This is a genomic window from Amycolatopsis endophytica (assembly GCF_013410405.1).
GTDB lineage: Bacteria > Actinomycetota > Actinomycetes > Mycobacteriales > Pseudonocardiaceae > Amycolatopsis_E > Amycolatopsis_E endophytica.
On record NZ_JACCFK010000002.1, the window covers coordinates 477,449 to 503,189 of the forward strand.

The window sequence follows — 25,741 nt, forward strand, 5'->3', positions numbered from 1 at the left end:
CCGTCCGTCAACGAAGGGAGTCGTGAATGGTGATCGTCACCCACCCGGCTGCGGCGAGTGTGAGCGCAAGTGACGTCCACAGCAGTGACAGGAAGGCCCGGGTTCCGTGCCGTGAGCGCGGGACCGACCAGAGCAAGCTAATGCCTACCCCGAGACTGGTCGCGGCGATCCCGAGCGCGACCGCCGGGTTGATGAGCAGGCCCGTGCCCACGAACGCGGCGACCACGGGCGCGATGAGCGCCCATCCCGTGCGGATCCAATGCCGTAAGGGGTCGGCGCTGCGCTCCAGGACCGACTCGAAGATGGTGAATCCGATGCAGGAGGCGACCAGTCCCACCATCACGGTCACGCCATAGAACGCCGGGGCGAAGGCCACCGCCTGTTCGTCATTCGGTACGGCATCGGTGGCTATGGCCAGGGCGAAGAGGCCGAGGAACAGGAGGGCGAGCAGGATGAGCAGGGCTGCGCCGGAGACGGACGCGCGTTCCCGCACGATCGCGGTGGGCTTGTTCCGCGCCGTCATGACCGCCCCCTCTCACGACCCGCCTCCGCTCGTGTCCGACTCGTACGGGCGGTTGTCGGGATGATATTCGACCGGATGGTCCGAGTCGAGCTCGACGAGCAGATCGTCGCCGTCGGTGAACACGATCACGGGCGTGCCGGGCACGGGGATCTCGTGTGCGTAGGTGTTGAGCCGCACCCGGATGGTGCGCTCCCCGCCGCTGTCGTCCTGATAGCGGATCGGCACGTCCCCGCCATGGTTCCAGGTGGCTGGGTCCGGGAGCGCAATGATGATGCCCGGGCGGGGCCCGCCGGTGGCGCGCAGGCGCAGGATGCGGGCCACGTCCCGCCTCGCACGTCGCGCTCCCCGCACCGCAATGAGCGCGAGGACCAGGCATCCGATCGCCGCGGCCGCCGATCCGGCACCGCAGATCAGCCCCTGCTGGATCAGTTCCCGGTTCCACCCCGGATAGTCGATCAGTTCCGGATGCAGCACGATGTCGCTGCCGCGCCAGAACCACCAGATCGACAGGGCGCCGAGCCCCGGGACTGTCCCGCCAAGCAGTGCGGCGGCGATGATCAGGTTGCGCGGGTTCTCGCGCATGATCAGCTCGGTGCCGGTGACGTACACGCCTGCGAGCAGGAAGATCGTGAGAGCGGTAGCCGGGACCCCCAGGGCGAGCCACCACCACGACGCAGGGCCGAAGCCCTCCGCGAGGCTCACGAACACGAGCCCGATACCCGCGATCACGGCACCGGCGGCGAGGGCGAGGCCGGCGACGAGGAGCACGAAGCCGCCGCGCATCGGCTGCAGGGCGACACCTGGCGGCACGCGGGTGACGTTCCCGCCCTTCTCGCCGCGCGTCGTGAACACCGGCCCCTCGTCGAGCCACGCCCATTTCTCCGTCGGCCCGGTCACCGCGTCCGGCCCTGCCCGGCAGCGACGACTTCCCCGTCGGGCTCGAAGGCACTCCCATCGAGACCGCTGATCTTCTTCCGCGTGATGCCGCACGAACGACCGGCCGGGGCGTCCGGTATCCCGAGATACCGGTGGCGCGCGTCCTTGGCCTCTCCGAACGCCGGAAACCCGGTGAAGAACATCCGCAGCGGCCACTTACCTTCAAGCTTGCGTCGTCGGTTCCGCACGTCTCATCGTCTCAACAGTCGATCGCTCCGCGCCGTCGCCACGCCAGCAGCCCGCTTCGTGACGACGGCGGCGGAACTCGGGGCCTTCACCATCACCTTGATGGTCTTCACGTCGTCCCAGCGGGTCCGGGGTTTCGAGTCCCTGATGGCGCACGGCTACCCGGTCCCACAGGGTCTGGGAGGTTCATCGATGTCATGGCGCTCCGGCGGGCCCGGCCGGTGCCGCTCCCCCGTGTCCGGCCGGGCCCGCCGCCTCACGGAAGCGAGTTGGTGCGCGCCACCTCGGCGAAGTAGCGTGCACTGTCTTTCGGGATGCGCTGCTGCGTCTCGTAGTCGACGTAGATCAGGCCGAACCGCCTGCTGAAGCCCCACGCCCACTCGAAGTTGTCGGTCAGTGTCCACACGAAGTAGCCACGCAGGTCGACGCCCTGTTCGATCAGGCTGTGCGCGGCCCGGAAGTGGCTGTCCAGATAGGCCACCCGCTCCGGGTCGGCCACCGCACCGTCCGCTCCGGGCGCGTCGGCACAGGCGATGCCGTTCTCGGTCACGAACAGCGGGATCGGGTCGTACTCCTGGTGCAGGCGCACCAGTACGTCCCGCAGGCCACGCGGGTCGATCTCCCACCCCATCTCCGTGGTGGGCAGGCCCCGCGACACCTTCTCCACGTCGGCACTGGCCACGAACGCCGAGGGTTTGCCGTCCGGGCCGGGGACGCGCGGCCCGCTGCCCGCCCGCACCACGTGCCGCGTGTAGTAGTTCACCCCCAGCACATCCAACGGCGCGGCGATGGTCGCCTCGTCACCGTCACGCACGTAGGACGCGTCGGTGACCACGGAGACGTCGTCCAGCAGGTCCGTCGGGTAGTGACCCCGCAGGATCGGGTCCAGGAAGATCCGGTTCTGCAACGCGTCGACCCGCCGGGCGGCGTCCAGATCGGCCGGGTCGTCGGTCGCGGCGTCCACCGGGTACAGGTTGAGCGTCACGCCGAACTGCCCGTCGGGCCCCTGCTCACGCATCGCCCGCACGGCCTTGCCGTGACCCAGCATCAGATGGTGGGCGGCCCGCAACGCGGCCTCGGGCTCGGTGCGGCCCGGCGCGTGCCTGCCCTCGGCGTATCCGATGAACGCCGAGCAGTACGGCTCGTTCAGGGTGGTCCAGAACCGCACTCGGTCGCGGAAGCGCTCATGCACCCGCACCGCGTAGTCGGCGAACCGGTCGGCGGTGTCCCGCTCCGGCCAGCCCCCACGATCCTCCAGCACCTGCGGCAGGTCCCAGTGGTATAGCGTCACCCACGGCTGCACACCCGCGTCGAGAAGGCTGTCGATCAACCGGTCGTAGAAGGCCACGCCCGCGGGGTGCAGCTGTCCCTCACCCCGCGGCTGCAGGCGCGGCCACGCGAACGAGAACCGGTAATGCGTGGAGCCCAGATCGGCGATGAGCTTCACATCTTCGGCGTAGCGGTGGTAATGGTCGCAGGCCACGTCACCGTTGCTGCCGTCGGCGATCCGGCCCGGCGTGTGGCTGAAGGTGTCCCAGATCGACGGTCCACGACCGTCCTCGGTGGCCGCACCCTCGATCTGGTAACTGGCGGTCGCGGTGCCCCAGAAAAAGCCTTCCGGGAAACGGGCGGGCTGACTCATGCTTCGAGGTCCTTTCACCACTGCCACAGCGACGAGGGCGCCGCGGCGTTGTCGAGTGTTTCCCACAACTGCTCGGGGATGTCCCAGGTCGCGTACTCCGCGGTTTCGGCGACCCGCTCGGGCCGTGAGATCCCCACGACGGTCGAGGAGACGCGCGGATCCCGCATCGAGAACTGCAACGCGGCCGCGGCCAGCGGGACACCGTGCTCCGCACACGCCGTCTCGATGTGCCGCACCAGCGCCAGGATCTTCTCGTCGGCCGACCGGTAGGCGTACTTCGGCTGCGCCGCCGCGCCTTTGGCGAGGATCCCGCCCCCGAACGGCGCGCCGTTGACCACCCCGATGCCCCGCCCGTGCGCGTACCCGATCAGGTCGTCCGCGGACCGGTCGATCAGCGTCCACCGGTTGTGCGTGAGCAGCACCTCGAACGCGCCGGTGTCGAGGTACCGGCGCAGCAGTCCGACCGGACCACCGGCGACCCCGAGGTGCTCGGCGACGCCCTCACCCCGTAGCCGCACCAGCGCTTCGACCGGCCCGCCCGGCGCGACCCCGTCCTCGAACGGGATGTGCTCGGGATCGTGCAGGAACAACAGCGGGACCCGGTCCAGCCCCAGCCGGTCCAGGCTTTCCGAGATCGACCGGCGCACCTGGTCGCCGTCGAACGTGCCGTCCGCCGCGCGATCGACCTTGGTGGACAGCACGAACCCGTCGGGCAGGCCGCCGTTGCGCCGGATCGCCTCCCCGATCCGGCGTTCGCTCTCCCCGCCCGAATAGTTGTTGGAGGTGTCCAGGAAGGTGAACGGGCCCTCGAACGCCCGCAGCACCGTGCGCACGCCCTGCTCGGCGGGAACGTCGTAGCCGAAGTTGCGCGGCATGCTGCCCAGCGGTCCGCCACCCACGCACACCGGAGTCACCTCCAGCCCGGTCCGGCCCAGGGGCCGCTTCGCCAGCCGTGTGCTCATCACGGCACCAGCTCCAGCGCGACCCGGTCGCGGTCGGTCACCAGGTCACCGGACAGGACGTGTCCGCCGGCGGCGGCGACCCGTTCGGCCGGCGCGCCCCCGACGGCCACCCGGTTGATGCCGCGCACCCGGCGGCCGGGCCGCCACGGGCTCGGCTCGGTGTCCGCCCCGGTGAAGGCGAACACCTCCAGCACCGCGGGGCCCGCCTGCAGGTAGGTGATCTCGAACCCGCGCCGGTCCCGCGGGTTGCGCAGCTGCCCGATCACCGGGTAGCCGAACGCCTCCCGGTAGAACGCGATCGTGGTCTCGGTGTCCTCAACCGTGACGGCGACGTGGTCGAAGCTCGGGCCGGCTTCCGGCGGGCGGGCGGCGTGCGCGGCGCGCTCCCGTTCGGCCAGCTCCGGTGACCACGTCTGGTCGTAGTCCAGGTGCCCCTCGACGAACTCCAGCACCGTCCCGTCCGGGTCCTGGAAGAAGCACAGCCGCACACCACCGTAGGCCTGCTTGGGTTCCACGGTGAACGTGACACCGGCGCGGGCGATCCGCTCGGCCTGCCGGTCGACGCTGCCGACCTTGAGCCCGATGTGGCGGAACCCGCGTTGCAGGTCGTCATAGCGCCAGCCGCCCTCGTCACCGTCGGTGCGCACCAGGCGCAGCAGCGCGGGGCCGGCGTCCAGCCAGCGCTCGTCCGGTCCGCCCGCCCGCTGCAGTGGCCGCAACCCGAGCAGGTCCCGGTAGAACTCGACGGAAGCCGCCAGGTCACGGCAGCCGATCTCGACGTGCCGGAGTCCGGAGTGGTCGGTCACAGTGGTCCTTTCCCTGAGGTGTCAGTCCTTCACGGCACCGAGCGTCAGCCCGGCGACGAACTGTCGTTGCATGCGCACGTACACCACGACGATCGGAACGATCGTCATCACCAGTGACGCGGCGAGGATGGTCCAGTCGGTCGAGTACTCGCCGACCAGGCTGTAGAGCACCGGCTGCAGCGGGTGCCGGGAGGGCGTCTGCAGCAGGGTCTGCGCGAAGAGGAACTCGTTCCAGGTGTGCATGAACTGGAAGATCACCACCGTGGCGATCCCCGGTCGTGCCAGCGGCAGCATGATGCGCCAGAAGATGGCGAACTCGCCGCAACCGTCCACCCGTGCCGCCTGGATGAGTTCGTCGGGCAGCGTTTCGAAGAACGCCCGCATGAGGAACATGGCGAACGGCAGCGAGGTGCCGATGTAGACCAGGATGAGGCCCTGCCGTGTGTTGAGCAGCTCCAGCGAGCGCAGCTCCAGGAACAGCGGGACGACGATCGCGGTGGCCGGCAGCATCAGCGTGACCAGCAGGACCACGTAGATCGGCTCCTTGAACGGGAACTCCAGCTTCGCGAAGCTGTAGCCACCCAGCGCCGCCAGCGCCACCACACCCAGCACGGTCAGCAGGGTGATCCCCAGGCTGTTCAGGAAGTGACCGGGATAGTCCAGCTGGGTCCACGCCCGCACGTAGGCGTCGAACGAGATCTCGCGCGGGAGCAGGCCCGCACCGAAGACGTCGTCGGCGGGCCGCAGCGAGGTCAGGACCAGCCACAGCAGCGGGAAGACCATCGCCGCGGTCAGGGCGATCAGGAACAGGTACCCCAAAACCCGGCCAGGCCGGAGCAGCCGCCGCGGAGCGGACACCGCGAGGCGGGGCGCGAGGCTCGTGTCGGCGGTCATCGTCACCCTCTCTTGGACAGTCGCAATTGGACGACGGTGCCGACCATGCAGAGCACGAGCACCACCATGCTGATCGCCGTGGCGTACCCCAGCGCGGGGGTTGCTCCGGCGCCGGAGCCGAAGGCCAGGCCGTACAGGTAGGTGCCCAGCACCTCGGACCCGTGGTTGGGCCCGCCCCCGGTCATCACGAAGATCAGGTCGAACGTCTTGAGCCCGTTCATCATGTTCAGCACGAGCACGACCGAGGTCACCCTGCGCAGCATCGGCACGGTGATGTGGAAGAACTGCTGCCGTCCCCCGGCACCGTCGATCCGGGCCGCCTCGTAGAGCGTCGGGTCGATGCCCTGCAGCCCGGCCAGGAAAATCACCAGATACAGACCGAGGGTCTGCCACACCGACACCAGGATCAGTGCTGGTATCACGGTCACCGGGTCGGCGAGCCAGTCGTGCGCCAGCCCGCCGAGGCCGAACGCGCGCAGGACTCCGTTGAGCGCGCCGAACTTGGAGTCGTACATCAGCTGCCACAGCACGCCGGTCACCACCAGCGAGATGACCGCGGGGACGAACAGCAGCGTGCGGAACACCACGCTGCCCTTCCAGCCGCGGTGCAGGAACACCGCGAGCAGCATCGGCAACGCAGTCTGCAGGATCATCGTCGACGCCGTGAAGATCAGCGTCGTGCGCAGGGCCTGCCAGAACACCGGATCGCCGAGGAGCTGGCTGAAGTTGAGCAGCCCGACGAACTTCGGCCTGCCGTAGCCCGACCACTGCGTCAGGCTCAGGTAGAGCGAGCGCACCAGCGGGTAGCCCACGAAGAATGCGAAGAACACCACGATCGGCAGGATGAACAGGTATCCCGCGGTGCGTCGTCGCGCGGCGGGCCCGCGGCGGGCGGGCGGGGCCTGCTCACGCTGGGCCGGTGCGGTCAGAACCGCCATCACCTGGCTCCTTCCGGTTGTCGGGGCCGCCTCACCGGCGGGCCGCCGCTTCGACACGGGACTGGATGGTCTCCGCGGCGGACTCCGGTGACAGCTGGCCGCCGACGACGCCCGCGAACGCGTTCGACGCGGCGGCCGAGGACCCCTTGCCGAACAGGATGTGCGGCGCACCGTCCCCGTCGAGCAGCCACTGCGTCATCTCCCGCATGACCGGGTCCTGCACGAGCTGTCCCGCGCTCTTGGTGGAGGGCATGCTGCGCGAGTCGTTCATGGTGCGGGCGTAGCGGTCGCGCTGGTAGATGAACCGGAGGAACTCCAGCGCCGCTTCCTTGTTGCGGCTGACATCGCTGACCGCCAGCCCGGCACCGGCCTGGTTGGCCGTCCAGTGCCGTTGCCCCGCCGCCCAGGCAGGGGTTTTCATGACCCGGTAGCGCCGCACGAATTCCGGCGGTGCGGACTGGGCGAAGTCCTGCGGGATCCAGGATCCGGAGTACAGCATCGCGGCCTCCCCGGCGTAGAGCAGCCGCTCGTCCTGGGGCTGGGCGATACCGTTGGGGCCGGGGCTGATCGTGCCCCCCTCGATCATCCCGCGCACGTGCCGCATCGCCTCCACCACCGCCGGGTGGGTCCATTTCGCCCCGCCCCGCTGGTGGTCGATGTCGATCATCAGCTTCGGGTCACCGGTGATCTGGGTGACCAGCGGGAGCAGGAAGTCCAGCCCCGCCGTGCCCGGGATGTTGCGCACCACGCAGCCTTCGAGCCGCGTCGCCGTCCGGATGCGCCGCACCGCCTCGATCAGATCGTCCCAGGTCTCCGGGACGTCGACCGACGCGCGGCGGAACACCTCGGGGTCGTAGAAGATCCCGAACATCTGCGCCATCCAGCCGACCGCGTACTGCTTGTCGCCGTCGGAGTAGGCGTCGTTGGTGGACTGCACGAAGTCGGCGAGGAAGTCCGCCCCCAGTTCCTTGCGCAGATCGGCGGAGATGCCGGCCTGCCCGTAGGTGACCGCCAGCACGTGCGGCCCGAAGACGTCCGGCGGGTCGCCGGCCGAGACCGCGGCCTGCAGGGCGGGCAGGTAGGCGTTGGTGTTGCCGAAGAGCCGGTTCTCCACCTCGATGGTCGGGTGGGCCTGCTGGAACTCGTCGACGAGCCGCGGCCATTCGTCACGCTGCTGCGTGTACCACGTCCACACGCGGATCTTGGCCCGGCCGTTCGAGCCGGAGGTGTACATGCTGTCGCACGCGCCCGCCATCGACAGGGCGCCGAGGGCCGCCGCGCCGGTCAGCCCTTTCTTCATCAGTTCGCGGCGGCCGAACGCGCGTGGCCGGCGCGACGGGGTGGTCTCCGTTGACCTGGAAGACATCTGGATCTCCTGTGATCGCGAACCCGGCGGTTCGGGGATGGCGGTCAGCGTGAACGCGATCGGGGGATGTGGTCAACGGCGCATTTCCGGAACGGATCGGGGCTATCCGGGTTGTCCGCGGGGTCTGGGCCGGCCGCCTTCGCCGTGGTTAGCGTGAGGCGTCCCCGGGGCGAGGAGGTCTTGCGGTGAACCAGACGACGATGTCCGCGGTGCGCTGGCACGGACGCGGTGATGTGCGGTACGAAACCGTACCGCGGGCCTCGTCGCCAGGGCCGGGCGAGATCCGCGTCCACGTCGCCTGGTGCGGTCTGTGCGGTTCGGACGTGCACGAGTACCTGCACGGCCCGTTCCAGGTTCCGGTGCAGCCACACCCGACCACGAAGCAGAGCGCGCCGATCACTCTGGGACACGAAATTTCCGGCTGGGTCGACGCCATCGGCCCGCGGGTATCCGGGTTGCGCCACGGTGACCTGGTCGTGCTCAACGCGTTGCTGCCGTGTGAGCGGTGTGCGCCATGCGGTCGCGGGGAGGTGCACCTGTGCACCGCGCTCGGCCACCTGGGTATGTCCGCCGACGGCGGGCTCGCCGGGTTCGTCACCGTGCCCGCCGCGATGGCCGTGCCGGTGCCATCGCACGTGCCCTCCGAGGTCGCGGCACTGGCTGAGCCGTTCGCCGTGGCCGTGCACATGGTGCGGCAGGCAGCTGCGGCGCGCGGGCCACGTGCGGTGGTGGTGGGCGCCGGTGCCATCGGGCTGGCGACCGCGCTGCTGCTGCGGGCCGAGGGCACCGAGGTGCGCCTGGTCGACGTAGCCGGACTGCGTCTGGCGCACGCCCGCGAACTCGGGTTCGCCGCTGGGAAACCCGAGGACGACCACGGCAGCTGGCCCCTGGTGTTCGAGTGCTCGGGTGCGGAGGGGGGCCTCAGCCTCGCGGTCGGGCTGGGCGAACCGGGCGGCTTGCTCGTGCTCGCCGGGCTACCTGCCGCTCCTGCCCGGGTCGACGCGGCCGCGATCGTGTTGCGCGAACTGCGGCTGGTGGGCAGCATGTCGCATCTCGTCGAGCCCGATCTGCGGCCCGCCGTGGACTTCCTCGCCGCGCATCCCGGCGAGGCCGCGCGGCTGATCACCGGCCGCGTCCCGCTCGCCGACGCCGTGTCCGGCGGGCTGGACGTTCTCGCCGGCCCGGACCGGGGCCGCCACGCCAAGGTTCTCGTCCGCGTCGGCGCACGGGACTGACCACTCCCCGAAAGGAACACTGAATGTCCACATCAGACCGGCGCAGCGCGGACTGGTTCGGCGCCGAAGGCCGCAACGGCTTCATCCACCGGTCCTGGATGCGCAACCAGGGCTTCGGCCCGGAGGTCTTCGACGGGCGGCCGGTGATCGGGATCGCGAACAGCTGGTCCGAGCTGACCCCGTGCAACGCCCATCTGCGCGATGTCGCCGAAGCGGTCAAACGCGGCGTGTGGGAGGCGGGTGGCCTGCCGCTGGAGTTCCCGACCATGTCGCTCGGCGAACCGCTGATGCGGCCGACGACCATGCTGTTCCGCAATCTGATGGCGATGGAGGTCGAAGAGACCATCCGCGCCAACCCGCTGGACGGGGTGGTTCTGCTGTCGGGCTGCGACAAAACGACGCCGGCGCAGCTGATGGGCGCCGCGAGCGTGGACCTCCCGGCGATCATGGTCACCGGCGGGCCGATGCTCAACGGCAAGTTCCGTGGCCGTGACATCGGTTCCGGCACCGACGTGTGGCGCTTGCACGAGGAACATCGGGCGGGCAAGCTCAGCGCGGCCGACCTCACCGAGGCCGAAGGCTGCATGTCCCGCAGTCGCGGGCACTGCATGACAATGGGCACGGCCTCGACCATGGCCTGCCTCGCCGAGGCGTTGGGCATGCAGCTGCCGGGATCGGCGGCGATCCCGGCGGTCGACTCGCGCCGGTACGCACTCGCCCAGGCGGCCGGCCGCCGTGCCGTCGAGCTGGTCGAGGAGGACCTGCGGCCATCGCGGATGCTGACCCGCGCGGCGTTCGAGAACGCGGTCATGGTCAACGCCGCGCTCGGCGGATCCACCAACGCCGTCGTGCACCTGCTCGCACTGGCCGGCCGCGTCGGCGTGGCACTCACCCTGGACGACTTCGAACGGCTCACCCGCGACATCCCGGTGCTGGTGGACCTCATGCCCTCGGGCCGGTTCCTGATGGAGGACTTCTACTACGCCGGCGGACTGCCCGTGGTGCTCGGCGAGCTGGCGGACCACCTCGACCTCGGCCAGATGACGGTCACCGGCGCGACCTGGAAGGACGTCCTCGACGGCGTTCAGTGCTGGAACCGGGAGGTGATCCGGACGGTCGACGAGCCGGTCCAGGAGGCCGGCGCCGGCACCGCGGTGCTGCGGGGCAGCCTGTGCCCGGACGGCGCGGTGCTCAAGGTGTCGGCCGCCTCACCCGGGCTGCTCGAACACCGCGGGCGGGCACTGGTCTTCGACCGCGTCGAGGACTACACGGCGGTGTGCGACGACCCGGACCTGCCGGTGGACCCGTCGACCGTGCTGGTGATCCGCAATGCCGGCCCGCGCGGTTACCCCGGCTTCCCGGAGGTCGGCAACGTGCCGATGCCGAGGGTTCTGCTGGAAGCGGGCGTCGAGGACATGGTGCGCGTTTCCGATGCCCGCATGAGCGGCACCGGCTATGGCACGTGCGTGCTGCACGTGGCACCCGAGTCCGCCGCCGGCGGTCCGCTGGCCCTGGTGCGCACCGGGGACGAGATCGAACTCAGCGTGGCCGGGCGCAAACTCGACCTGCTCGTGGCCCCCGAGGAGCTGGAACGCAGGCGTGCCGCGTGGCAGCCGCCCGAACGTCCCGGTGAGCGCGGCTGGCAACGGCTCTACGTCGAGCACGTCCTGCAGGCCGACCGCGGCGCGGACCTGGACTTCCTGACCGGCAGCAGCGGGCACGGCACCCCGCGGCACTCGCACTGAGGACATCCCGTGCAGATCACCAATCTCAAGTGCGCGGTGCTGGGCGACAGCCCGATCGTGCGCGTCGTGACCGACGAGGGCGTCGACGGCTTCGGCGAGATCGAGTCCGCCAAGCCCTACCTCGGCCCGGTCGTGGAGATGTACCGGCCGTTCCTGCTCGGTGAGGACCCCACGGACATCGAACGGTGCATGCTCAAGATCCGCCGGTTCGCCGGGTTCAAGCCGTGGGGCAGCGCGGTGAGCGCGATCGAGATCGCGCTGTGGGACCTGCTCGGCAAGGTCAGCGGCTTGCCGGTGCACAAGCTGCTCGGCGGCAAGGTCCGTGACCGGGTGCGGGTCTACAACGGCGGCGTGCGCCCCGAACTGCGCGGGCACACACCGGAGGACTACGCCGCGGCGATGCGGGAGATGAAGGCCGCACCGGAAGGCTTCACCATCATCAAGGAAGGCGTGGGCTTCCACGGCTTCATGGCGCCCAACGTGCCGGACTTCTTCTACGGCGACCTGCGCACCGGGCCACGGCACCCCAACCGCGGCACCCTCACCGAACGCGGGCTCAACCACGTCGTGGACACCGTCGCGGCCATGAAGGAGGTGCTCGGCGACGAGGTCGGGCTGGCGCTGGACATGGGCCCGGGGTGGACGGTCGCGGACGCGATCCGGGTCGGGCGGGCGCTCGAGCCCCATCAGGTGATGTGGATGGAGGACCTGCTCACCGGGGACTACGTGCCGTGGGTGCACGCGGACCAGTTCCGTGAGGTCACCAGGTCGACCAGCACCCCCACGCACACCGGCGAGCAGATCTACCTGCGCCACAACTTTCGCGAGCTGATCGAGACGAACGCCGTGCGGGTGATCGGCCCCGACCCCTGCGATGTGGGCGGCCTGGCGGAGCTGAAGTGGGTGGCCGAGTACGCGGACCTGCACGGCATCGGCATCGCCCCGCACGGAGTGCTCGACGGCGTGCTGGGCCTGGCCGCGCTGGTGCAGGTGTGCGCCACGCTGCCGGACAACTTCATCGCGTTCGAATATCCGGTCGCGCGCCCGGACTGGTGGTACGAGATCGTCCACGGGCTGCCCGATCCGATCGTTCGCGACGGGTTCGTCGAGGTCGGCGACGCGCCGGGACTCGGCGTGACGATCGACCCGCAGGCGGCCCGGCCCCACCTGCGCCCCGCGGAGGAGGACTTCTTCTCCTGGGACCAGGCCGACCAGTGACCATTCCGTCCTCCTTGGGGGAAACCATGATGGCAGCCGCACCGGAGTCGCGGCACGGGCTCAGTGGACGCCGTGTCGCCGTGATCGGTGGCACCAGCGGGATCGGCGCCGCTGTCGGCGCCCGCTTCGCCGAACTCGGCGCGCGGGTGACGCTCGGCGGGCTCGACACCGCGGCCGTGCCGGCCGGCCTCGCCGACACGGCCGAGGTCGTCGAACTCGACGTCACCTCGCCGGAGGACGTGACCCGGTTCTTCGAGCGGTTCGACCAGCTGGCCGTGCTCGTCAACGCAGCCGGGGTGATCCGCCGGGGCGAGGAGTACGACCTGCCGGTCTTCGGGGCCGTTCTGGACGTCAACCTCGTGGGCAGCATGCGCAGCTGCGTCGCCGCGCACGGCGCGCTGACGCGCGCGGGCGGGTGCGTCGTGAACGTCGCGTCGATGCTGAGCTTCACCGGCGGACCGCTCGTGCCCGCCTACAGCGCCAGCAAGGGCGGCGTCGTCTCGCTCACGCGGTCGCTCGCGGTGGCCTGGGCACCCGACGGCGTCCGGGTCAACGCGGTCGCCCCCGGCTGGATCACCACCGGCCTCACCGCCGACCTGCGCGCCGACCCCGACCGCGACCGGAGGATCCTCGACCGCACCCCGATGGGCCGCTGGGGCACACCGTCCGAAGTGGCCGGAGCGGTGACGTTCCTCGCCGGCCCGGACGCCACGTTCATCACCGGCGCCGTGCTGCCGGTGGATGGCGGATACCTCGCCGCCTGAGCAGAAAGGACAGTCATGACCGAAGCACCTTCCATTACCGCGACCCTGGACCTGCCGCCGGAGATCGCCATCGCCGCGATGCCGGAGGACGACCGGGTGTGGGTGCCACAGGCACCGAACGTGTGGTTCCGCCCATTGCTGTTCAACACCGTCACCGGCCAGTGGTGCAACCTGCTGCGCGTCACCGCATCGGGCATCGTGTCCCGGCACCGTCACCCTGGCGCGGTGTTCGGCTACGTCGTGAAGGGACGGTGGCATTACCACGAGCACCCGTGGATCGCCGAGCAGGGCCACTTCGTGTACGAGCCGCCGGGCGAGATCCACACTCTCGCCGTGCCGGAGGACTGCACGGAAATGATCACGTTCTTCAACATCACCGGCGCGATGGTCTACGTGGACGCGGACAACCGCCAGACCGGGTACGAGGACGTGTTCACCAAGATCCAGATGTGCCGCGACCACTACGAGGGCAACGGGCTGGGCGCCGACTTCGTGCGCGAGTTCATCCGCTGAGCCGGAGGTACACTTTCCCGGCCACGGACCGAGGACGGGAGGGACGCGATGCCGCCGCGATTCGTCTCCGGATACCGTCTGGAGTGGCTGGCCAGCTTCGTCGCGGTGGCCGAGTACGGCGGGTTCTCGGCCGCTGCCAAGCACCTCTACCGGTCGCAGAGCCGGATCAGCACCCACGTGGCCGAGCTGGAACAGCTCATCGGAACGAAACTGTTCGACCGCACCACGCAGCCGCCCCGGCTCTCCCCCGAGGGCCGGGCGCTGCTGCCGCACGCCACCGCGCTCCTGGAACACCTGGACCTGCTCGCCGAGGTCGCCACCGGTACGGGCGAGCGGGTGCACGGCGTGGTGCGACTCGGCATGTACCCGAGTGTCGCGGCCTACCTGCTGCCGCTGGCGATGCTGGCTCTGCGCAAGCAGTACCCGGGGGTGCAGCTGGTGCTGTGGGAGGGCGAGACGCTCGCGCTGAGCGAGCGGCTGAGCCGTGGCGAGATCGACCTCGCGGTGCGGCCCGTGCTGCCGCCCGTGAGTGACGACCGGCTGGTGCACACCCAACTGTGGCGCGAGCCGCTGGTGGCGGTGCTCAACCGCGCGCACCCGCTGGCCGGTCGTGGCGCCGTCCGGCTGGAACAGCTCGGCGATCAGCAGCTCGTCACGATCGGCGACAGCAGCGACGGGGCGGGCCGCCAGTTCGAGACCAACCTGGCCTTCGCCAACGCCGGCCTCAATCCCAGGATCGCGTTCCAGACCAATCAGCCGCAGACGCTGATCTCGCTGGTGCGGCACGGCTTGGGCGTCGGCGTCACCAACTCGCTCGCCATGACGACCGCCAACACCGACGGCGTCGTGCTGTCGCCCATCGCCGGTGCCACCCAGTCCGAGCGGCTGGTCGCGCTGTGGTGCCGCGGCGATCAGCCCGCCTCCCGCGCGTTGCACGCGGTTGAGTCGGTGGTCACCGCGCTTCCACCGCCCCGGTTCACGCTCACCAACCGGCGCGGCCCCAGCACCGGCTGAGCCCCTGCGCGGCCCGCGGCCCGATCACCTCCGTAGCCCCGGTCACCGGAATGGTGGCTCCGGGAGGGAGTGGATCTGGGTGCGTCTCCGGCGCTTTCCGGCCCAGCGGACCGGCGAAGGGCTCCCCCGGAGTCTCCCGCGCCGCCGCGCGATCGACGTCCGTGCCTCGGCGATCGTCCGCCACACGTGCCGCGGCAAGGGGTGAACACAACCTGGCCCCTCTCGCCACGCCGGACAGTCCACGCGGTCAGTGGTTCATGGTGAGTCGTCGTGCCGCGCAGTGGAGGGCGAAGGCGAGTTGCCCGGTCTGGAACGCGGCACCGACGCGGTGGTAGTCGATCGCATGCCCGGCCGCGGGGAAGAACGCGGCGTCGACCGTCGGGGACGAGGTGAGGGCGGCGGCGAACTCGGCGAACTGCTCGTCGTCGGCGATCCAGAGTTCGTCGAGCTCGCCCACGCGCAGGTGGACCGGTACGGAGATGTTCGGCGCCAGGTCCCGGAAAAGGCTGTGCCAGCTCGAGGAACTCTCCACCAGTTCGGCCTTGAGCAAAGACGTGGAAAAGCGCTTCCCCGGTCTCCTCGATGCCGTACTCGGCCACGAGCACGACCTGGACGTGACAGGGACGATCGTCTAGAGACCGTGGCGGAAGTGGCGTGCCTGACGCCGCGACGCGATCGTCACCGCGACTGCCGTGCAGACGGGCGAAGGCTTGCCCGGCATCCCGGAATCCGGTGCGGGACAGGGGACGTCCGGCCGGTCATTGGTGAACCGGGAACGGAAACGTGGTGCATCCAACGGAATGCACGCTGTCCGCCGCCTCCTGATCCGGCGGTGAGCGCGGTGGCGGTGTCGAGGATGGTCTGTTCGACGGGGCGGGGACGCCAGCCCAGCTGGGTACGTGCCTTGCTGCTGTCGACCAGCCTGGTGCGGCCGAGTTCGGGACGCAGCATCGCCATCTGTGGGTTACGCCGGGCGAGCAGCTTGACGACGACGTCCGGCATGGTGCGCACGGGCACCTTCGCGGCTTCGTCCGGCAGCTGTTCCCGCAGGAGACGAGCGATCTGCCGGTACCACAGGAAGCTGCCCGAACCGAGGAAGCGCTGGCCCGCGGCGGCCGGACTGGTCATGGCGAGGATGTGCAGTTCGGCGATGTCGCGCACGTCGACGACGTTCCACCCGATGTTCGGCAGCGCGGGGATCCCGCCCTCGATCACGCGGCGGATGACCTCGAACGTTCCCGACCTGTCCGGGGTGCCCAGCATCGGGCCCTGCATGAACGTGGGGAGGACGGCGGTCAGGTCGAGCCCGGTCGCGTCGGCGAGCTCCCACGCGTCGCGCTCGGCGAGGATCTTGGAATCGGGATAGGCGCGGACCGGGGTGCCGGACGGCTCGGTCCAGGTCGCCTCGGTCCAGGTCGCCTCGGTCGCGGGCGTGTCCGAGTCGAGGGTGTCGGCCGCGACACCGGACGCGGTGAGCACGACACGTCTGACGCGCGCGGGCTGCGGCACCCAGGACGCGGCGGGTGCCCTCCCGCGCGGTGCCGATGTGCTCCGCGCCCGAGCTGAAAGGCGTCGGCGAGGCGGTGTGCAGCACGTAGTCGACGCCCGCGACCGCCTCCTCCCAGCCATCGTCGCCGAGAAGATCAGCGGCCACGAACTCGATGGCCCCATCCGCCGCGTCGCGCACCTGCCGCGCTTTGTCGAGGCTGCGCACGGTCGTGCGCACCCGATAGCCGCGGTGGAACAGGCCCGCGATCACCCAGCCGGCCAGGTAGCCGGTTCCGCCTGTGACGAGCACTGTCCCGCCCGCGCGTCGAGCGGAAGGCCGAGATCGTCCGTGTTCTCGTCGAGGTCGGCAACGCCGCGGACGCGGTCGTGGCCCAGGTGCTCGGCGAGTTCGGGGTCCCGGCCTCCGTCGCGGGCACGCTGTGGGCACTGGCCCCGGGCACCGAGCCGCCGACGATGCGGGACATGGCGGCCCGCCTGCGCTGCGACCCGTCCACAGTGAGCCTCGCCGCCGACAAACTCCAGGCCATGGGGATCGTCGCCCGTCAGCCCCATCCCGCCGACGGCCGTAAGCGCACCCTGGTCCTCACCGAACACGGGCACGAACTGTGGGAGGCGCTCCGGAAGCGGCTGCACGCCTCCGGGCTGTTCGCCGGTCTCGACGTGCGAGAACAGGACACCCTGCTCACGCTGCTGACGAAGATGCGCAACCCGCCGAGCTGACCGGGCCGAGCCCGGGCACTCCGGCGCCCGACGACGAGTGCAGTCACGCGCGGAGTTGAACGAACCGAAGGTGGGTGCACCCGCGGCCGACCCCCATCAAGGGGTCTCGCCAAGAGAGGGCGGCTCGAACGCGGGCCCGGCCAGAAGACCGAGCAGGCCAAGGGGCTGAACACACTCCCCTGACGTTGTCGCCTCGTGCGGACGGCCTCCGACGCTCCACCGGCACCCGCGCTTCCAGGGCGAGCCGCTCCCCCAGCGCCGCGGACCGCGATCCGGCGGTGCCGCGCGGGGCAGCAGCCCCGAAACCGGTGCGCATCCGGGTGTTCGCCCCCATCCACCCACCCGATTCACATCGTCACGACGACCTTCCCCAGGTTGTGCTCGCGGACGTAGGCCACAGTGGCTTGCACGACGTCCTCGAACCGGAAGCGGCGGGCGATCCGGACCGACAGCGCGCCGCGATCCGCCGCCTCGGCGACCTCGCGCATCCCGCCGAGTTCGCCGTCCGCGTCCAGGAAGTAACGCAAGTCGACGTCGTCCCGGCCGAGGAGTTCCTTCGCCGGTTCGGGGTAGATGATCGTCACCAGCCGTCCGCCGGGGCGCAGCGCGGCCGCCGCCGCGAACAGGCGGTCGTGCGGCAGCACCAGGTCGAAGACGGCGTCGACCCCAGCGGGGTAGTTCGCCGCGTCGTACCCGACGACCTCGTCGGCTCCGAGTTCCCGCAGGACCGGGTGATCGGTGGCGGCGCCGGTCGCGACGACCCGGGCCCCGGCGGCGGCCAGGAGCGGAAGCAGTGCGGTGCCCACCCCGCCGCTGGCACCGATGACGAGGGCGGTTTCCCCTGGCCGGATCGCGGCGAGGGTCATCACTCCCAGCGCGGTCATGCCCGCGATCGGCAGCGCGGCGGCCTGCTCGACGGGGACGGTGGCCGGGCGGTGCGCCAGCAGTGGGGTGTCGGCTTCGAACACCGCGTACTCGGCCAGCGCGCCCGTGCTCGCCGACGGACGGCGGGCGGGCAGGAGGCGCAGCTGCCGGGGCAGTGCCTGCCCGAAGATCTCATCGCCCACCCGGTAGGCCGTCACCCCGGCCCCGACTTCGGTGACAGTCCCGGCGAACTCGTTGCCGGGCACGTAGGGGAACTCCAGCTCGACGGCCTCGCGGTAGTCGCCCGCGACCACTCTGATGTCGGTGGGGTTGATCGCGGACGCGGCGATCTTCACCTGGATCTGCCCCCGGCCGGGGCGGGGTACCTCGAGGTCGGCGATCGAAAGCTGCTCGGGCTCGCCGTACGCGGTCGCGACAAGGGCTTTCACGGGGTTCCTCCAATAAGCGGACCGATTGGTCAGGTTAACTGCCGCCACGGTACACAGAAGCGGACCGTGCGGTCAACTTGCTAGCATCGGCCCGTGACCCCACCCGCCCGGACCTTGCGTGCCGACGCCGCCCGCAACCGCGAACTGCTTCTGGCCGCGGCGGAGGCCGAGTTCGCCGAGCGGGGCCTCGATGCCTCGGTCGCCGACATCGCCCGCCGGGCCGGAGTCGGCAAGGGCACCGTGTTCCGCCACTTCGCCACCAAGGACGACCTGATCGCCGCGATCGTGCGTACCCACGTCGGCGCCCTCGACGAGGCCGGGCAACGACTGCTCACGGCCGAGGATCCCGGCGCGGCGTTGCTGGAGTTCCTCACCGTGGCCGGCGGACAGCGGGAGCAGCGTGACGTGTCGTTCCTGTTGAACGCCAACGACGCGGGCCCGGAGGTGGTCGCGCTCCGCGAGCGGCTGTACCGCACGGTGTGCCTGCTGGTCGACCGCGCGCGTGAGGCCGGCGCGGTCCGGGGCGACGTCACCGGCAACGACGTCGTGCTCCTGATGTGCGCGCCGAACCACGTCGTCAGCTTCGTGAAGGACCCGTCACCCGACCTGTGGCGGCGTTACCTGGCGATCATCTTCGACGGGCTGCGTCCCGAGGGAGCGCACCCCCTGGCACCGGCGGCACCGGCGCTCTAGACGTTCAGTACAGCGGACCGCCCCGACCTCGATCAGGCCACCACACGCGTTCGGGTACCGCGGCGCCGACGGCGGTCGACGACACCGCCCGCACTCCCCTGCGCACCGCCTCCAGTACCCGTGCCGCCTGTCAACCAGCACCGTGTAGCGATATCAGCAAGCCGGTCTCGTACCGCGTTCGTACAAACTGCCGCGCGGCTACGAGTTCACGAGTGAGCCCGTGCGGGACGAGGCAGGAAAGCCGCGCCGTGCACTACACACGCAGCGCCTCACTCGCGACCGGGGCGGGAACCCGGCCGAGCGCAGGCCAGCGAACTACGTCGCCCTCGCAGGGTGTGCCAGGGCGCGGTGCGGCTGTCTACCGTGGACGAGGTGATCGACGCCGGAAATTCCCTGGGTGAGTTCCTGCGGGCCAGGAGGGCACTGCTGGACCCGGCCGAGTTCGGCCTGCCCGGCCAAGGGCAACGACGCGTGGCCGGGTTGCGGCGCGAAGAGCTGGCGTTCCTGGCCGGGGTCAGCCCGCACTACTACGCACGGCTGGAGCAGGGCCGCGACCGCAACCCGTCGCCGGCCGTGCTGGACGCGATCGCGCAGGCGCTCCAGCTGGACGAAGCGGGAGCCGCTCACCTGCACCAGCTCGCCTCGGCACCGCCGCCGCGCCGGCGGGCGTACCGGCCGGAGGAGGTGCGGCCAGGGCTCGCGCGGCTGGTCGAGAGCTGGACGGCCAATCCGGCCGTCGTGATCGGCCGGTACCGGGATGTGCTGGCCGCCAACGAACTCGCCGTCCTGCTCAACGAGGGCTTCACGCCCGGACGCAACCTGCTGCGTGACGTGTTCCTCGAACCGGTCGCGCGCGAGATCTACCCGGACTGGAACGCGATCGCGCACAGCGTGGTGGCCAGCGTCCGCTCCACCGCCGGCACCGACCTCGACCACCCGCGCCTGACCGAGCTGATCGGCGAACTGTCCTTGAAGAGCGCGGAGTTCCGCGCGATCTGGGCTCGGCACGACGTGCACGAACGGACCGACGGCACGAAGCGGTACCGCAACCCCTTCGTCGGCGAGATCGTCGTCCACTACGAATCCTTCGCCGTGATCGGCGAGACCGGGCAGACACTGTACCTGTACTACGGCGAACCCGGCTCGGCCGCCGCGCCATCGCTGGCCCTGCTCGCCGGCATGACCCGACAGGAGAACCGATGACCGGCACCATGCGCCGCTGGGAGATGGACGCCATCGGCCGCGACCACCTGGAGCTGCGCGAGGTTCCGGTCCCGGTACCGCAACCCGGTGAGGTGCTGGTCCGGGTGGCGGCGGTCGCGCTCAACCACCGCGACAAAATGGTCACCGAGAGCGGCCGGGGCCTGCCGCTCGTCTTCCCGTTCACCCCGGGGTCCGACCTCGCGGGCACGGTCGAGGCGCTCGGCGCCGACGTCACCCGCTTCGACGTCGGCGACCGGGTGATCTCCACGTTCACCCCGGACTGGATCGACGGCCTGCGCCCCGGCGACGCCCGCACTCCGGCCTACCGCACCCTCGGCGGCTACTACCCGGGCGTCCTCGCCGACTACGTCACCTTCCCGGCCGGGTGGTTCGTCCGCGCACCGGAAACCCTCGACCCAGCCGGAGCCGCCACCCTGCCCTGCGCCGGGCTGACCGCCTGGTTCGCGCTCGCCGAACGCGGCTCGGTGCGCGCCGGCGACACGGTGCTCGTCGAAGGCACCGGCGGGGTGTCGCTGTTCGGGATCCAGATCGCGAAAGCACTGGGCGCCGAGGTCATCGTGTCCGGCAGCGCGCGCAACCTGCCCCGCGCCACCGAACTCGGCGCCGATCACCGCGTCGACCGCACCCGCGAGGACTGGATCGACGCCATCCTCGGCATCACGAACGACCGCGGCGCGGACCACATCCTGGAGATCGTCGGCGGGTCACATCTCGGCAAGGCCGTCCAGGTCGCCGCCGTGGGCGGGACGATCTCCCAGATCGGCGCCCTGGACGGCTTCGAGGCGTCGGCTCCCGTCATGCCCCTGATGCTCAAGGACATCACCGTCCAGGGCATCGGCACCGGCCACCGCCGCGCACTGGAGGACCTCGTCCGCGCAGTCGACCGGACCGGGCTGAAGCCGGTGATCGACCGGCGCTACCCGATCGCCGACCTGCCCACCGCACTCGATCACCTCGACCACGGGCCCTTCGGCAAGGTCGTCGTCGAAACGAGCTGACATCCAGTCCTGGGCGAGAGGAACACGTGTAGTGGCGGTGCGTGCTCGATCCGGCGATCCGCTCCCCGGCCGCTCTCGTACCGCAAGAACATCAGGGACAACCGGTCAGGGGATCAGCAGCAGTTTCCCGGTCGTCGTACGCGACTCGATGTCGGCGTGCGCTCTGGCCGCCTCGGCCAGCGGGTAGCGGCCGCCGATCCGCACGACCAGCTCGCCCTTCTCGACCAGCCCGAACAGCTCGGCCGCGTGGGTGACGAGCTCCTCGTGGGTGCGGATGTGGTCGGGAAGCGTGCCGTAGGTGAGGCGGGTGCTGCGCGGGATTTCGTTCATCGCGATGGTCGGCACCTCACCGATCAGCGGCCCGTAATACACCATCGTGCCGTGCGTGCGCAGCACCTGCAGTGACGCGGCGAACGCCGGCCCGCCCACACCGTCGAACACCGCGTGCACCCCCTCACCCCCGGTCAGTTCCAGGACCCGCTCGGCGAACGCCGCACCCGTGGAGACCACGACGTGATCAGCGCCCGCGGCAGCGGCGATCTCGACCTTCTCCGGCCGCGACACGACGCCGATCACGGTGCCGCCACGAGCCTTGATCAGCTGCGTCAGCAACAGCCCGACCCCGCCGGCGGCAGCATGCACGAGCGTGATGTCCCCGGGCTGTACCGGATGGCAGACGGTGCAGTGATGCTGTGCGGTCAGGCCCTGCAACAGCACGGCCGCGGCCGTCTCGTCATCGATGGCGTCCGGCACCGCCACGACAGTGGCGGCGGGGAGCACGATCTGCTCCGCGTAACTGCCCTGAGTTCCGCTCGTCACCCAGGCGACCCGGTCCCCCGGGGCGAACTCGCCGACCCCCTCGCCCACCGCCGCCACCACACCGGCGCCTTCCACGCCGGGCACCTCGGCCACCTTCGCGCGGCGGGTGCCCACGTCGAAGAAGTTCACGCCCGCCACCCGGACATCCACCAGTACTTCCCCCGGCCCCGGACGAGGTGCCGGCCGCTCCCGCAGCCGCAGCACTCCCGGTCCGCCTGCTTCACTGACAACGATCGCTTTCATACGGCCGAAACTAAGCACCAAAAAATGTACCTGCAAGTACACTTCTCGTCGTGACCACGAAGAAGGGCGCGGCAACCCGCCTGCGCATCGTCGAAGCCGCCGCCGCCGAGATCCGAGAACGCGGCCTCAACGCCACCACCCTCGACGACGTGGGCCGGCGCAGCGGCACCGGGAAGGGCCAGATGTTCCACTATTTCCCGGAAGGCCGCGAAGAGCTTCTGCTGGCGGTGGCCGAACACGAAGCCGACCGCGTGTTCGAGGGCCAGCAGCCGTATCTCGACGAACTCACCTCGCGCGCGGCCTGGGAAGCGTGGCGCGACCTCATCGTCACCCAGTACCGCGACCAAGGGCTGTACTGCCCGCTCGGGGTGCTGATCTCCGACATCGGCCGCCACAGCCCGGCATCGCAAGCCGTGGCGGCGCAACTGGTGAAACGGTGGCAGCAGTGCGTCCGGACCGGCATCGAGGCCACCCAGGCGGCCGGCGAGGCCGACCCGGGACTCGACCCCGACCGCACCGCGGCAGCCGTGATCGGCACCATCCAGGGCGGGGTCACCGTTCTGCTCTCCACCGGCTCCACGGAACATCTGGAAGCCGGGCTGAACCTCTGCCTCGACCGCCTGCTGGTGTGAATGCGGGCTCGCCGAGGGCCGGCAACCGCGGCGTCCCGGCAGACGTGGCCGACCCGGCGGTCGCGCCCACCACCTCAGCCCGGTTCCGCACAGGTGACCATCACCGAAGGTGAGCACGCCCCGGGCGGTGCCGCCGCCGGGAAGACGGCCACCGGCACCGGTCAGCGGCCGGATCCGGCGGGCGTGCCGGCCGGCCCAGGTGACCGTGACGGGGCGGCAAGTGCATCGGCCCCGGCGCGCTCTCGACGCCCCGGCCCACGTCCGGCCACGCGCCTTGGCGATGACACCGCCGGAGAACGCCTTCAGTTCTGCCGGAAGAGCCCGTTCAGGACGACGTCCAGCATTGTCGCAACGCGCTTGTCCCGGTTGGCGTCGACTTCCACACGCCAGAGAAATCCCACGAGCAGCAGGAGTTCCTCCGCGGTGATGTCATCGCGAACGGTGCCGTCCGCGGTGCCGGCCGCGAGAAGAGCGCCGATCGCACCAACGACCGGCTGATATCCCTCTTCGGCGAGCTGGGCGTGGGTTGCGGCGTAGAAGGCGCCGGACAGGCCGTGTTTGATGCGCCCGTAGCGCGCGAGCATCTCCAGCCACTTGCGCAGTGCGACCACCGGTGGGTGCTCGGTCAACAGCTCGGGGGCCGCGCGGACCAGCGCCGCGACGTCTTCCCGGTGCACCGCCAAGACCAGCGTTTCGCGGGTAGGAAAGTGCCGGTACAGCGTTCCCTGACCGATTCCGGCGGCTTTGGCGATCGCGTGCATGCTGACGTCGCCATCGGCGGCCAGGGCGGCGCGCGCGGTGTCGATGATGCGCTGGCGGTTGCGCACCGAGTCCCGCCGAGTGCGGGAGCTCGTCGAGGCTTGGCTGGTCACGATCGTCCTCCGGCGTCGATTGCAAAGCGGACAACTGTCCGTTAGAGTTCAGGACAGTTGTCCGCTTCACGCTACAGGGGATCAGATGGGTGACGAAACAGCCGCCGACACCGGGACAGGCATCGCCGGCAAGGTCGTTGCGGTGACGGGTGCGAGCGGCGGGATCGGAGCCGCGATAGCGGAACGCCTCGCGGCCAGCGGTGCGACGCTGGTGCTCGGCGCCCGGCGCGCGCACAAGCTCGACGAGGTCGTCGAGCGGATCCGCTCCACTGGAGGCAGCGCGAGCGCTGTCGAAATCGACGTCCGCCGCCGGGAGGACCTCATCCGCCTCGTCACCGCCGCTCAGGAGCAGCACGGGCGGCTGGACGTCCTGGTCGCCAACGCCGGCTCCATGGCGACTTCGAGGTTCGACGAACTCAAACAGGACGACTGGGACGAGGTGGTCGCCACCAACCTGACCGGCGTGCTCAACGGCATTGCCGCCGCCCTGCCGGTGTTCCGGGAGCAGGGATTCGGTCAGTTCGTCAACATGGCCTCCACGTCCGCGCACACCATCGTCCCCACCCAGGGCGTGTATGCCGCGACCAAAACCGCGATCCGCGTCCTCTCCGAAGCGCTGCGGCAAGAGGCCGGGCCCGCGTTGCGGGTCACCGTGGTCTCACCCGGCCTGACCCGCACCGAGGGAACCCTGTCCGGCGACGAGAAGATGACCGCCTGGGTCGACGCCGTCGCCCAGCCCGCCGACGCAGTCGCCCAGGCGGTCGCCTTCGCCATCGCACAACCCGACGGCGTCGACATCGGCGAGATCATCGTCCGGCCCACAGCACAGGACTGACTCAGCAGGCGAACACGAAGCAGCCCGGCGACCAGGTACGAGCCGCCGGGGCAGCAGACCCGCGGTCAGCCGTCGAGCCCGGTCAGCCGCCTGGCCACGGCGTCGAGCCGCCCGCGCGTCTCGCGGTCGTAGGCCTGCCGGTGGGCACGGGACTTGTGCCTGACGTTGAAGTACTGCCCGGTGACACCGTTCACGGTCGCGAGCGCGACGACCGCGGCTCCCCCGCTGTCCGCCGAGCCCGCCGGGCTGATGCCGGCCGCACGCACCATCGCGGTGTCGAGGTGAGTGCCCGGATGCAGACAGTTCGCGACGACCTCCGTCGGGTCGTACTCCTCGGCGAGGTCGAGGGTCAGCATCACCTGGGCGAGCTTGCTCTGGCCGTACGCGCGATAGCCGGAGTAGCCGTGTTCGAGCATCAGGTCGTCGAAGTCGAGCGGGTCCTGCGCCGCGGAGACGACGTTGACCACCCGCGTCGGGCCCTGCGCACCGAGCAGCGGGCCCAACAACCGGGTCAGCAGAAACGACGCGAGGTAGTTGATCGCGAAGTGGCTCTCGTAGCCGTCCACCGTCAGCCTGCGCGGCGCGCTCGGCTTCGAGATGCCGGCGTTGTTGACCAGCACGTCCAGGTGCGAGCACTCCTCCCGCACCGCACGCGCCAGCCCGCGAACCTCCGCCAGTGAGGCCAGGTCCGCCTCGAGGAACGTCGCCGTGGCTCCCGCGCGTTCGACGGCCGCGACCACGGCCTTGCCCCGACCGGCGTCCCTGCCGTGCACGAGCAGATGGGCACCGGGCGACGCGAGCCGTTCGACGGTCCGCCTGCCGACCCCGTCGGTCGACCCGGTCACGAGGATGGTGCGAGTTGTGGACATGAGCTTGCTCCAACCGGTCGTGGCAAAACGTAGAAACCCTACGTTTAAATCTACGTAGGGACACTACGTTTAGCAAGGGGACAGCCATGCCGGACGGAGCCGCCCGCAAACCGATGCGTCGCCCCCGCGCCGACGGCGAGCGGAACCGGGCACGGTTGGTCGAGGCGACGAAGCACGCCATCGCCGAACGAGGAACCGCCGTCAGCCTCGAACGGATCGCGCGCGGCGCGGGCGTCAGCATCGCCACGAGTCGTCAGCGCGCCTGAGCTCGG

Annotated in this window: 27 protein-coding genes and 1 pseudogene; 13 read left to right on the forward strand and 15 right to left on the reverse strand. The window is 70.5% G+C overall.

Annotated features, from left to right (window positions below; genetic code table 11):
* Positions 1 to 7 precede the first annotated feature (7 nt).
* The 8 genes from HNR02_RS27925 to HNR02_RS27960 all read right to left on the reverse strand — a co-directional run bounded on the left by HNR02_RS27925 (position 8) and on the right by HNR02_RS27960 (position 8,253).
* Entirely contained in the window at positions 8 to 523 is a 516-nt protein-coding gene (locus tag HNR02_RS27925; RefSeq protein ID WP_179776540.1) for a hypothetical protein, read from the reverse strand.
* A gap of 12 nt (positions 524 to 535) precedes the next feature.
* Positions 536 to 1,375: a hypothetical protein gene (locus tag HNR02_RS27930; protein ID WP_179776541.1), complete on the reverse strand. Its 840-nt coding sequence runs from the start codon at positions 1,373 to 1,375 to the stop codon at positions 536 to 538.
* 526 nt (positions 1,376 to 1,901) lie between these two features.
* Positions 1,902 to 3,287, reverse strand: a complete 1,386-nt coding sequence (locus tag HNR02_RS27935; protein WP_179776542.1) for a GH1 family beta-glucosidase — start codon at positions 3,285 to 3,287, stop codon at positions 1,902 to 1,904.
* Between the two features lie 14 nt (positions 3,288 to 3,301).
* Entirely contained in the window at positions 3,302 to 4,249 is a 948-nt protein-coding gene (locus HNR02_RS27940; RefSeq protein WP_179776543.1) for an aldo/keto reductase, read from the reverse strand.
* On the reverse strand, positions 4,249 to 5,055 hold the full coding sequence (locus tag HNR02_RS36610) for a VOC family protein (RefSeq protein ID WP_179776544.1): 807 nt from the start codon (positions 5,053 to 5,055) through the stop codon (positions 4,249 to 4,251). Before HNR02_RS36610 ends, HNR02_RS27940 begins: the two co-directional genes overlap by 1 nt.
* Before the next feature lie 21 nt (positions 5,056 to 5,076).
* The gene (locus HNR02_RS27950; protein WP_179776545.1) at positions 5,077 to 5,949 is read right to left on the reverse strand and encodes a carbohydrate ABC transporter permease; all 873 of its coding nucleotides are present in this window, start codon (positions 5,947 to 5,949) and stop codon (positions 5,077 to 5,079) included.
* A gap of 2 nt (positions 5,950 to 5,951) precedes the next feature.
* Complete coding sequence (locus tag HNR02_RS27955; protein ID WP_179776546.1) at positions 5,952 to 6,887, reverse strand: carbohydrate ABC transporter permease; 936 nt, start codon at positions 6,885 to 6,887, stop codon at positions 5,952 to 5,954.
* A gap of 31 nt (positions 6,888 to 6,918) precedes the next feature.
* Positions 6,919 to 8,253, reverse strand: coding sequence for an ABC transporter substrate-binding protein (locus tag HNR02_RS27960; protein WP_179776547.1), 1,335 nt, complete (start codon positions 8,251 to 8,253; stop codon positions 6,919 to 6,921).
* Positions 8,254 to 8,438: 185 nt separating this feature from the next.
* On the opposite strand from HNR02_RS27960, the gene HNR02_RS27965 reads away from it, so the two are divergent.
* The 6 genes from HNR02_RS27965 to HNR02_RS27990 are packed head-to-tail and all read left to right on the forward strand — an operon-like array spanning position 8,439 to position 14,742.
* Complete coding sequence (locus HNR02_RS27965) at positions 8,439 to 9,488, forward strand: alcohol dehydrogenase catalytic domain-containing protein (RefSeq protein ID WP_179776548.1); 1,050 nt, start codon at positions 8,439 to 8,441, stop codon at positions 9,486 to 9,488.
* A 23-nt stretch (positions 9,489 to 9,511) separates the two neighbouring features.
* Positions 9,512 to 11,233 carry an IlvD/Edd family dehydratase gene (locus tag HNR02_RS27970; protein ID WP_179776549.1) on the forward strand — a complete coding sequence of 574 codons (1,722 nt, stop codon included), beginning with the start codon at positions 9,512 to 9,514 and terminating at the stop codon, positions 11,231 to 11,233.
* Positions 11,234 to 11,242: 9 nt separating this feature from the next.
* Positions 11,243 to 12,451 carry a mandelate racemase/muconate lactonizing enzyme family protein gene (locus HNR02_RS27975; RefSeq protein WP_179776550.1) on the forward strand — a complete coding sequence of 403 codons (1,209 nt, stop codon included), beginning with the start codon at positions 11,243 to 11,245 and terminating at the stop codon, positions 12,449 to 12,451.
* Positions 12,452 to 12,480: 29 nt separating this feature from the next.
* Entirely contained in the window at positions 12,481 to 13,215 is a 735-nt protein-coding gene (locus HNR02_RS27980) for an SDR family NAD(P)-dependent oxidoreductase (RefSeq protein ID WP_218914298.1), read from the forward strand.
* Between the two features lie 15 nt (positions 13,216 to 13,230).
* Positions 13,231 to 13,728: a 2,4'-dihydroxyacetophenone dioxygenase family protein gene (locus HNR02_RS27985; RefSeq protein ID WP_179776552.1), complete on the forward strand. Its 498-nt coding sequence runs from the start codon at positions 13,231 to 13,233 to the stop codon at positions 13,726 to 13,728.
* A gap of 48 nt (positions 13,729 to 13,776) precedes the next feature.
* Positions 13,777 to 14,742 (forward strand): LysR family transcriptional regulator, encoded by a 966-nt coding sequence (locus HNR02_RS27990; protein ID WP_179776553.1) that lies wholly within the window; start codon positions 13,777 to 13,779, stop codon positions 14,740 to 14,742.
* A 247-nt stretch (positions 14,743 to 14,989) separates the two neighbouring features.
* Here HNR02_RS27990 and HNR02_RS27995 read toward each other — a convergent pair whose 3' ends face one another.
* From HNR02_RS27995 to HNR02_RS36890, 3 genes and pseudogenes are all read right to left on the reverse strand, one after another.
* Positions 14,990 to 15,274, reverse strand: coding sequence for a hypothetical protein (locus HNR02_RS27995; protein WP_179776554.1), 285 nt, complete (start codon positions 15,272 to 15,274; stop codon positions 14,990 to 14,992).
* 146 nt (positions 15,275 to 15,420) lie between these two features.
* A complete protein-coding gene (locus tag HNR02_RS28000; protein ID WP_218914299.1) occupies positions 15,421 to 16,221 on the reverse strand; it encodes an NAD-dependent epimerase/dehydratase family protein in 801 nt (266 codons plus the stop codon).
* Positions 16,222 to 16,294: 73 nt separating this feature from the next.
* Positions 16,295 to 16,678: pseudogene (locus HNR02_RS36890) on the reverse strand (NmrA family NAD(P)-binding protein); the annotation flags it as partial.
* On the opposite strand from HNR02_RS36890, the gene HNR02_RS28005 reads away from it, so the two are divergent.
* A complete protein-coding gene (locus tag HNR02_RS28005; RefSeq protein WP_218914300.1) occupies positions 16,618 to 16,971 on the forward strand; it encodes a MarR family winged helix-turn-helix transcriptional regulator in 354 nt (117 codons plus the stop codon). The pseudogene HNR02_RS36890 and the gene HNR02_RS28005 sit on opposite strands and share 61 nt — an antisense overlap.
* A 347-nt stretch (positions 16,972 to 17,318) precedes the next feature.
* Here HNR02_RS28005 and HNR02_RS28010 read toward each other — a convergent pair whose 3' ends face one another.
* A complete protein-coding gene (locus tag HNR02_RS28010; protein ID WP_179776555.1) occupies positions 17,319 to 18,284 on the reverse strand; it encodes an NADP-dependent oxidoreductase in 966 nt (321 codons plus the stop codon).
* 93 nt (positions 18,285 to 18,377) lie between these two features.
* Here HNR02_RS28010 and HNR02_RS28015 point away from each other — a divergent pair, with 93 nt between their 5' ends.
* The 3 genes from HNR02_RS28015 to HNR02_RS28025 all read left to right on the forward strand — a co-directional run bounded on the left by HNR02_RS28015 (position 18,378) and on the right by HNR02_RS28025 (position 21,199).
* Entirely contained in the window at positions 18,378 to 18,977 is a 600-nt protein-coding gene (locus HNR02_RS28015) for a TetR/AcrR family transcriptional regulator (RefSeq protein WP_179776556.1), read from the forward strand.
* 348 nt (positions 18,978 to 19,325) lie between these two features.
* The gene (locus tag HNR02_RS28020; protein WP_312861193.1) at positions 19,326 to 20,180 is read left to right on the forward strand and encodes a helix-turn-helix domain-containing protein; all 855 of its coding nucleotides are present in this window, start codon (positions 19,326 to 19,328) and stop codon (positions 20,178 to 20,180) included.
* Complete coding sequence (locus HNR02_RS28025; RefSeq protein WP_218914301.1) at positions 20,177 to 21,199, forward strand: zinc-dependent alcohol dehydrogenase family protein; 1,023 nt, start codon at positions 20,177 to 20,179, stop codon at positions 21,197 to 21,199. The genes HNR02_RS28020 and HNR02_RS28025 overlap by 4 nt, the downstream gene beginning before the upstream one ends.
* A 105-nt stretch (positions 21,200 to 21,304) precedes the next feature.
* Here HNR02_RS28025 and HNR02_RS28030 read toward each other — a convergent pair whose 3' ends face one another.
* Positions 21,305 to 22,261, reverse strand: coding sequence for a quinone oxidoreductase family protein (locus tag HNR02_RS28030; RefSeq protein WP_179776557.1), 957 nt, complete (start codon positions 22,259 to 22,261; stop codon positions 21,305 to 21,307).
* A 50-nt stretch (positions 22,262 to 22,311) separates the two neighbouring features.
* Here HNR02_RS28030 and HNR02_RS28035 point away from each other — a divergent pair, with 50 nt between their 5' ends.
* Positions 22,312 to 22,893 carry a TetR/AcrR family transcriptional regulator gene (locus HNR02_RS28035; RefSeq protein ID WP_179776558.1) on the forward strand — a complete coding sequence of 194 codons (582 nt, stop codon included), beginning with the start codon at positions 22,312 to 22,314 and terminating at the stop codon, positions 22,891 to 22,893.
* Between the two features lie 302 nt (positions 22,894 to 23,195).
* On the opposite strand, the gene HNR02_RS28040 is transcribed toward HNR02_RS28035, so the two are convergent.
* A complete protein-coding gene (locus HNR02_RS28040; RefSeq protein WP_179776559.1) occupies positions 23,196 to 23,765 on the reverse strand; it encodes a TetR/AcrR family transcriptional regulator in 570 nt (189 codons plus the stop codon).
* A gap of 85 nt (positions 23,766 to 23,850) precedes the next feature.
* On the opposite strand from HNR02_RS28040, the gene HNR02_RS28045 reads away from it, so the two are divergent.
* A complete protein-coding gene (locus HNR02_RS28045; protein WP_179776560.1) occupies positions 23,851 to 24,600 on the forward strand; it encodes an SDR family oxidoreductase in 750 nt (249 codons plus the stop codon).
* Positions 24,601 to 24,665: 65 nt separating this feature from the next.
* Here the strand turns inward: HNR02_RS28045 and HNR02_RS28050 are convergent, their stop codons facing one another.
* Positions 24,666 to 25,469: an SDR family NAD(P)-dependent oxidoreductase gene (locus HNR02_RS28050; RefSeq protein ID WP_179776561.1), complete on the reverse strand. Its 804-nt coding sequence runs from the start codon at positions 25,467 to 25,469 to the stop codon at positions 24,666 to 24,668.
* Between the two features lie 86 nt (positions 25,470 to 25,555).
* On the opposite strand from HNR02_RS28050, the gene HNR02_RS28055 reads away from it, so the two are divergent.
* Positions 25,556 to 25,735, forward strand: coding sequence for a hypothetical protein (locus HNR02_RS28055; protein ID WP_179776562.1), 180 nt, complete (start codon positions 25,556 to 25,558; stop codon positions 25,733 to 25,735).
* Positions 25,736 to 25,741: the final 6 nt, after the last annotated feature.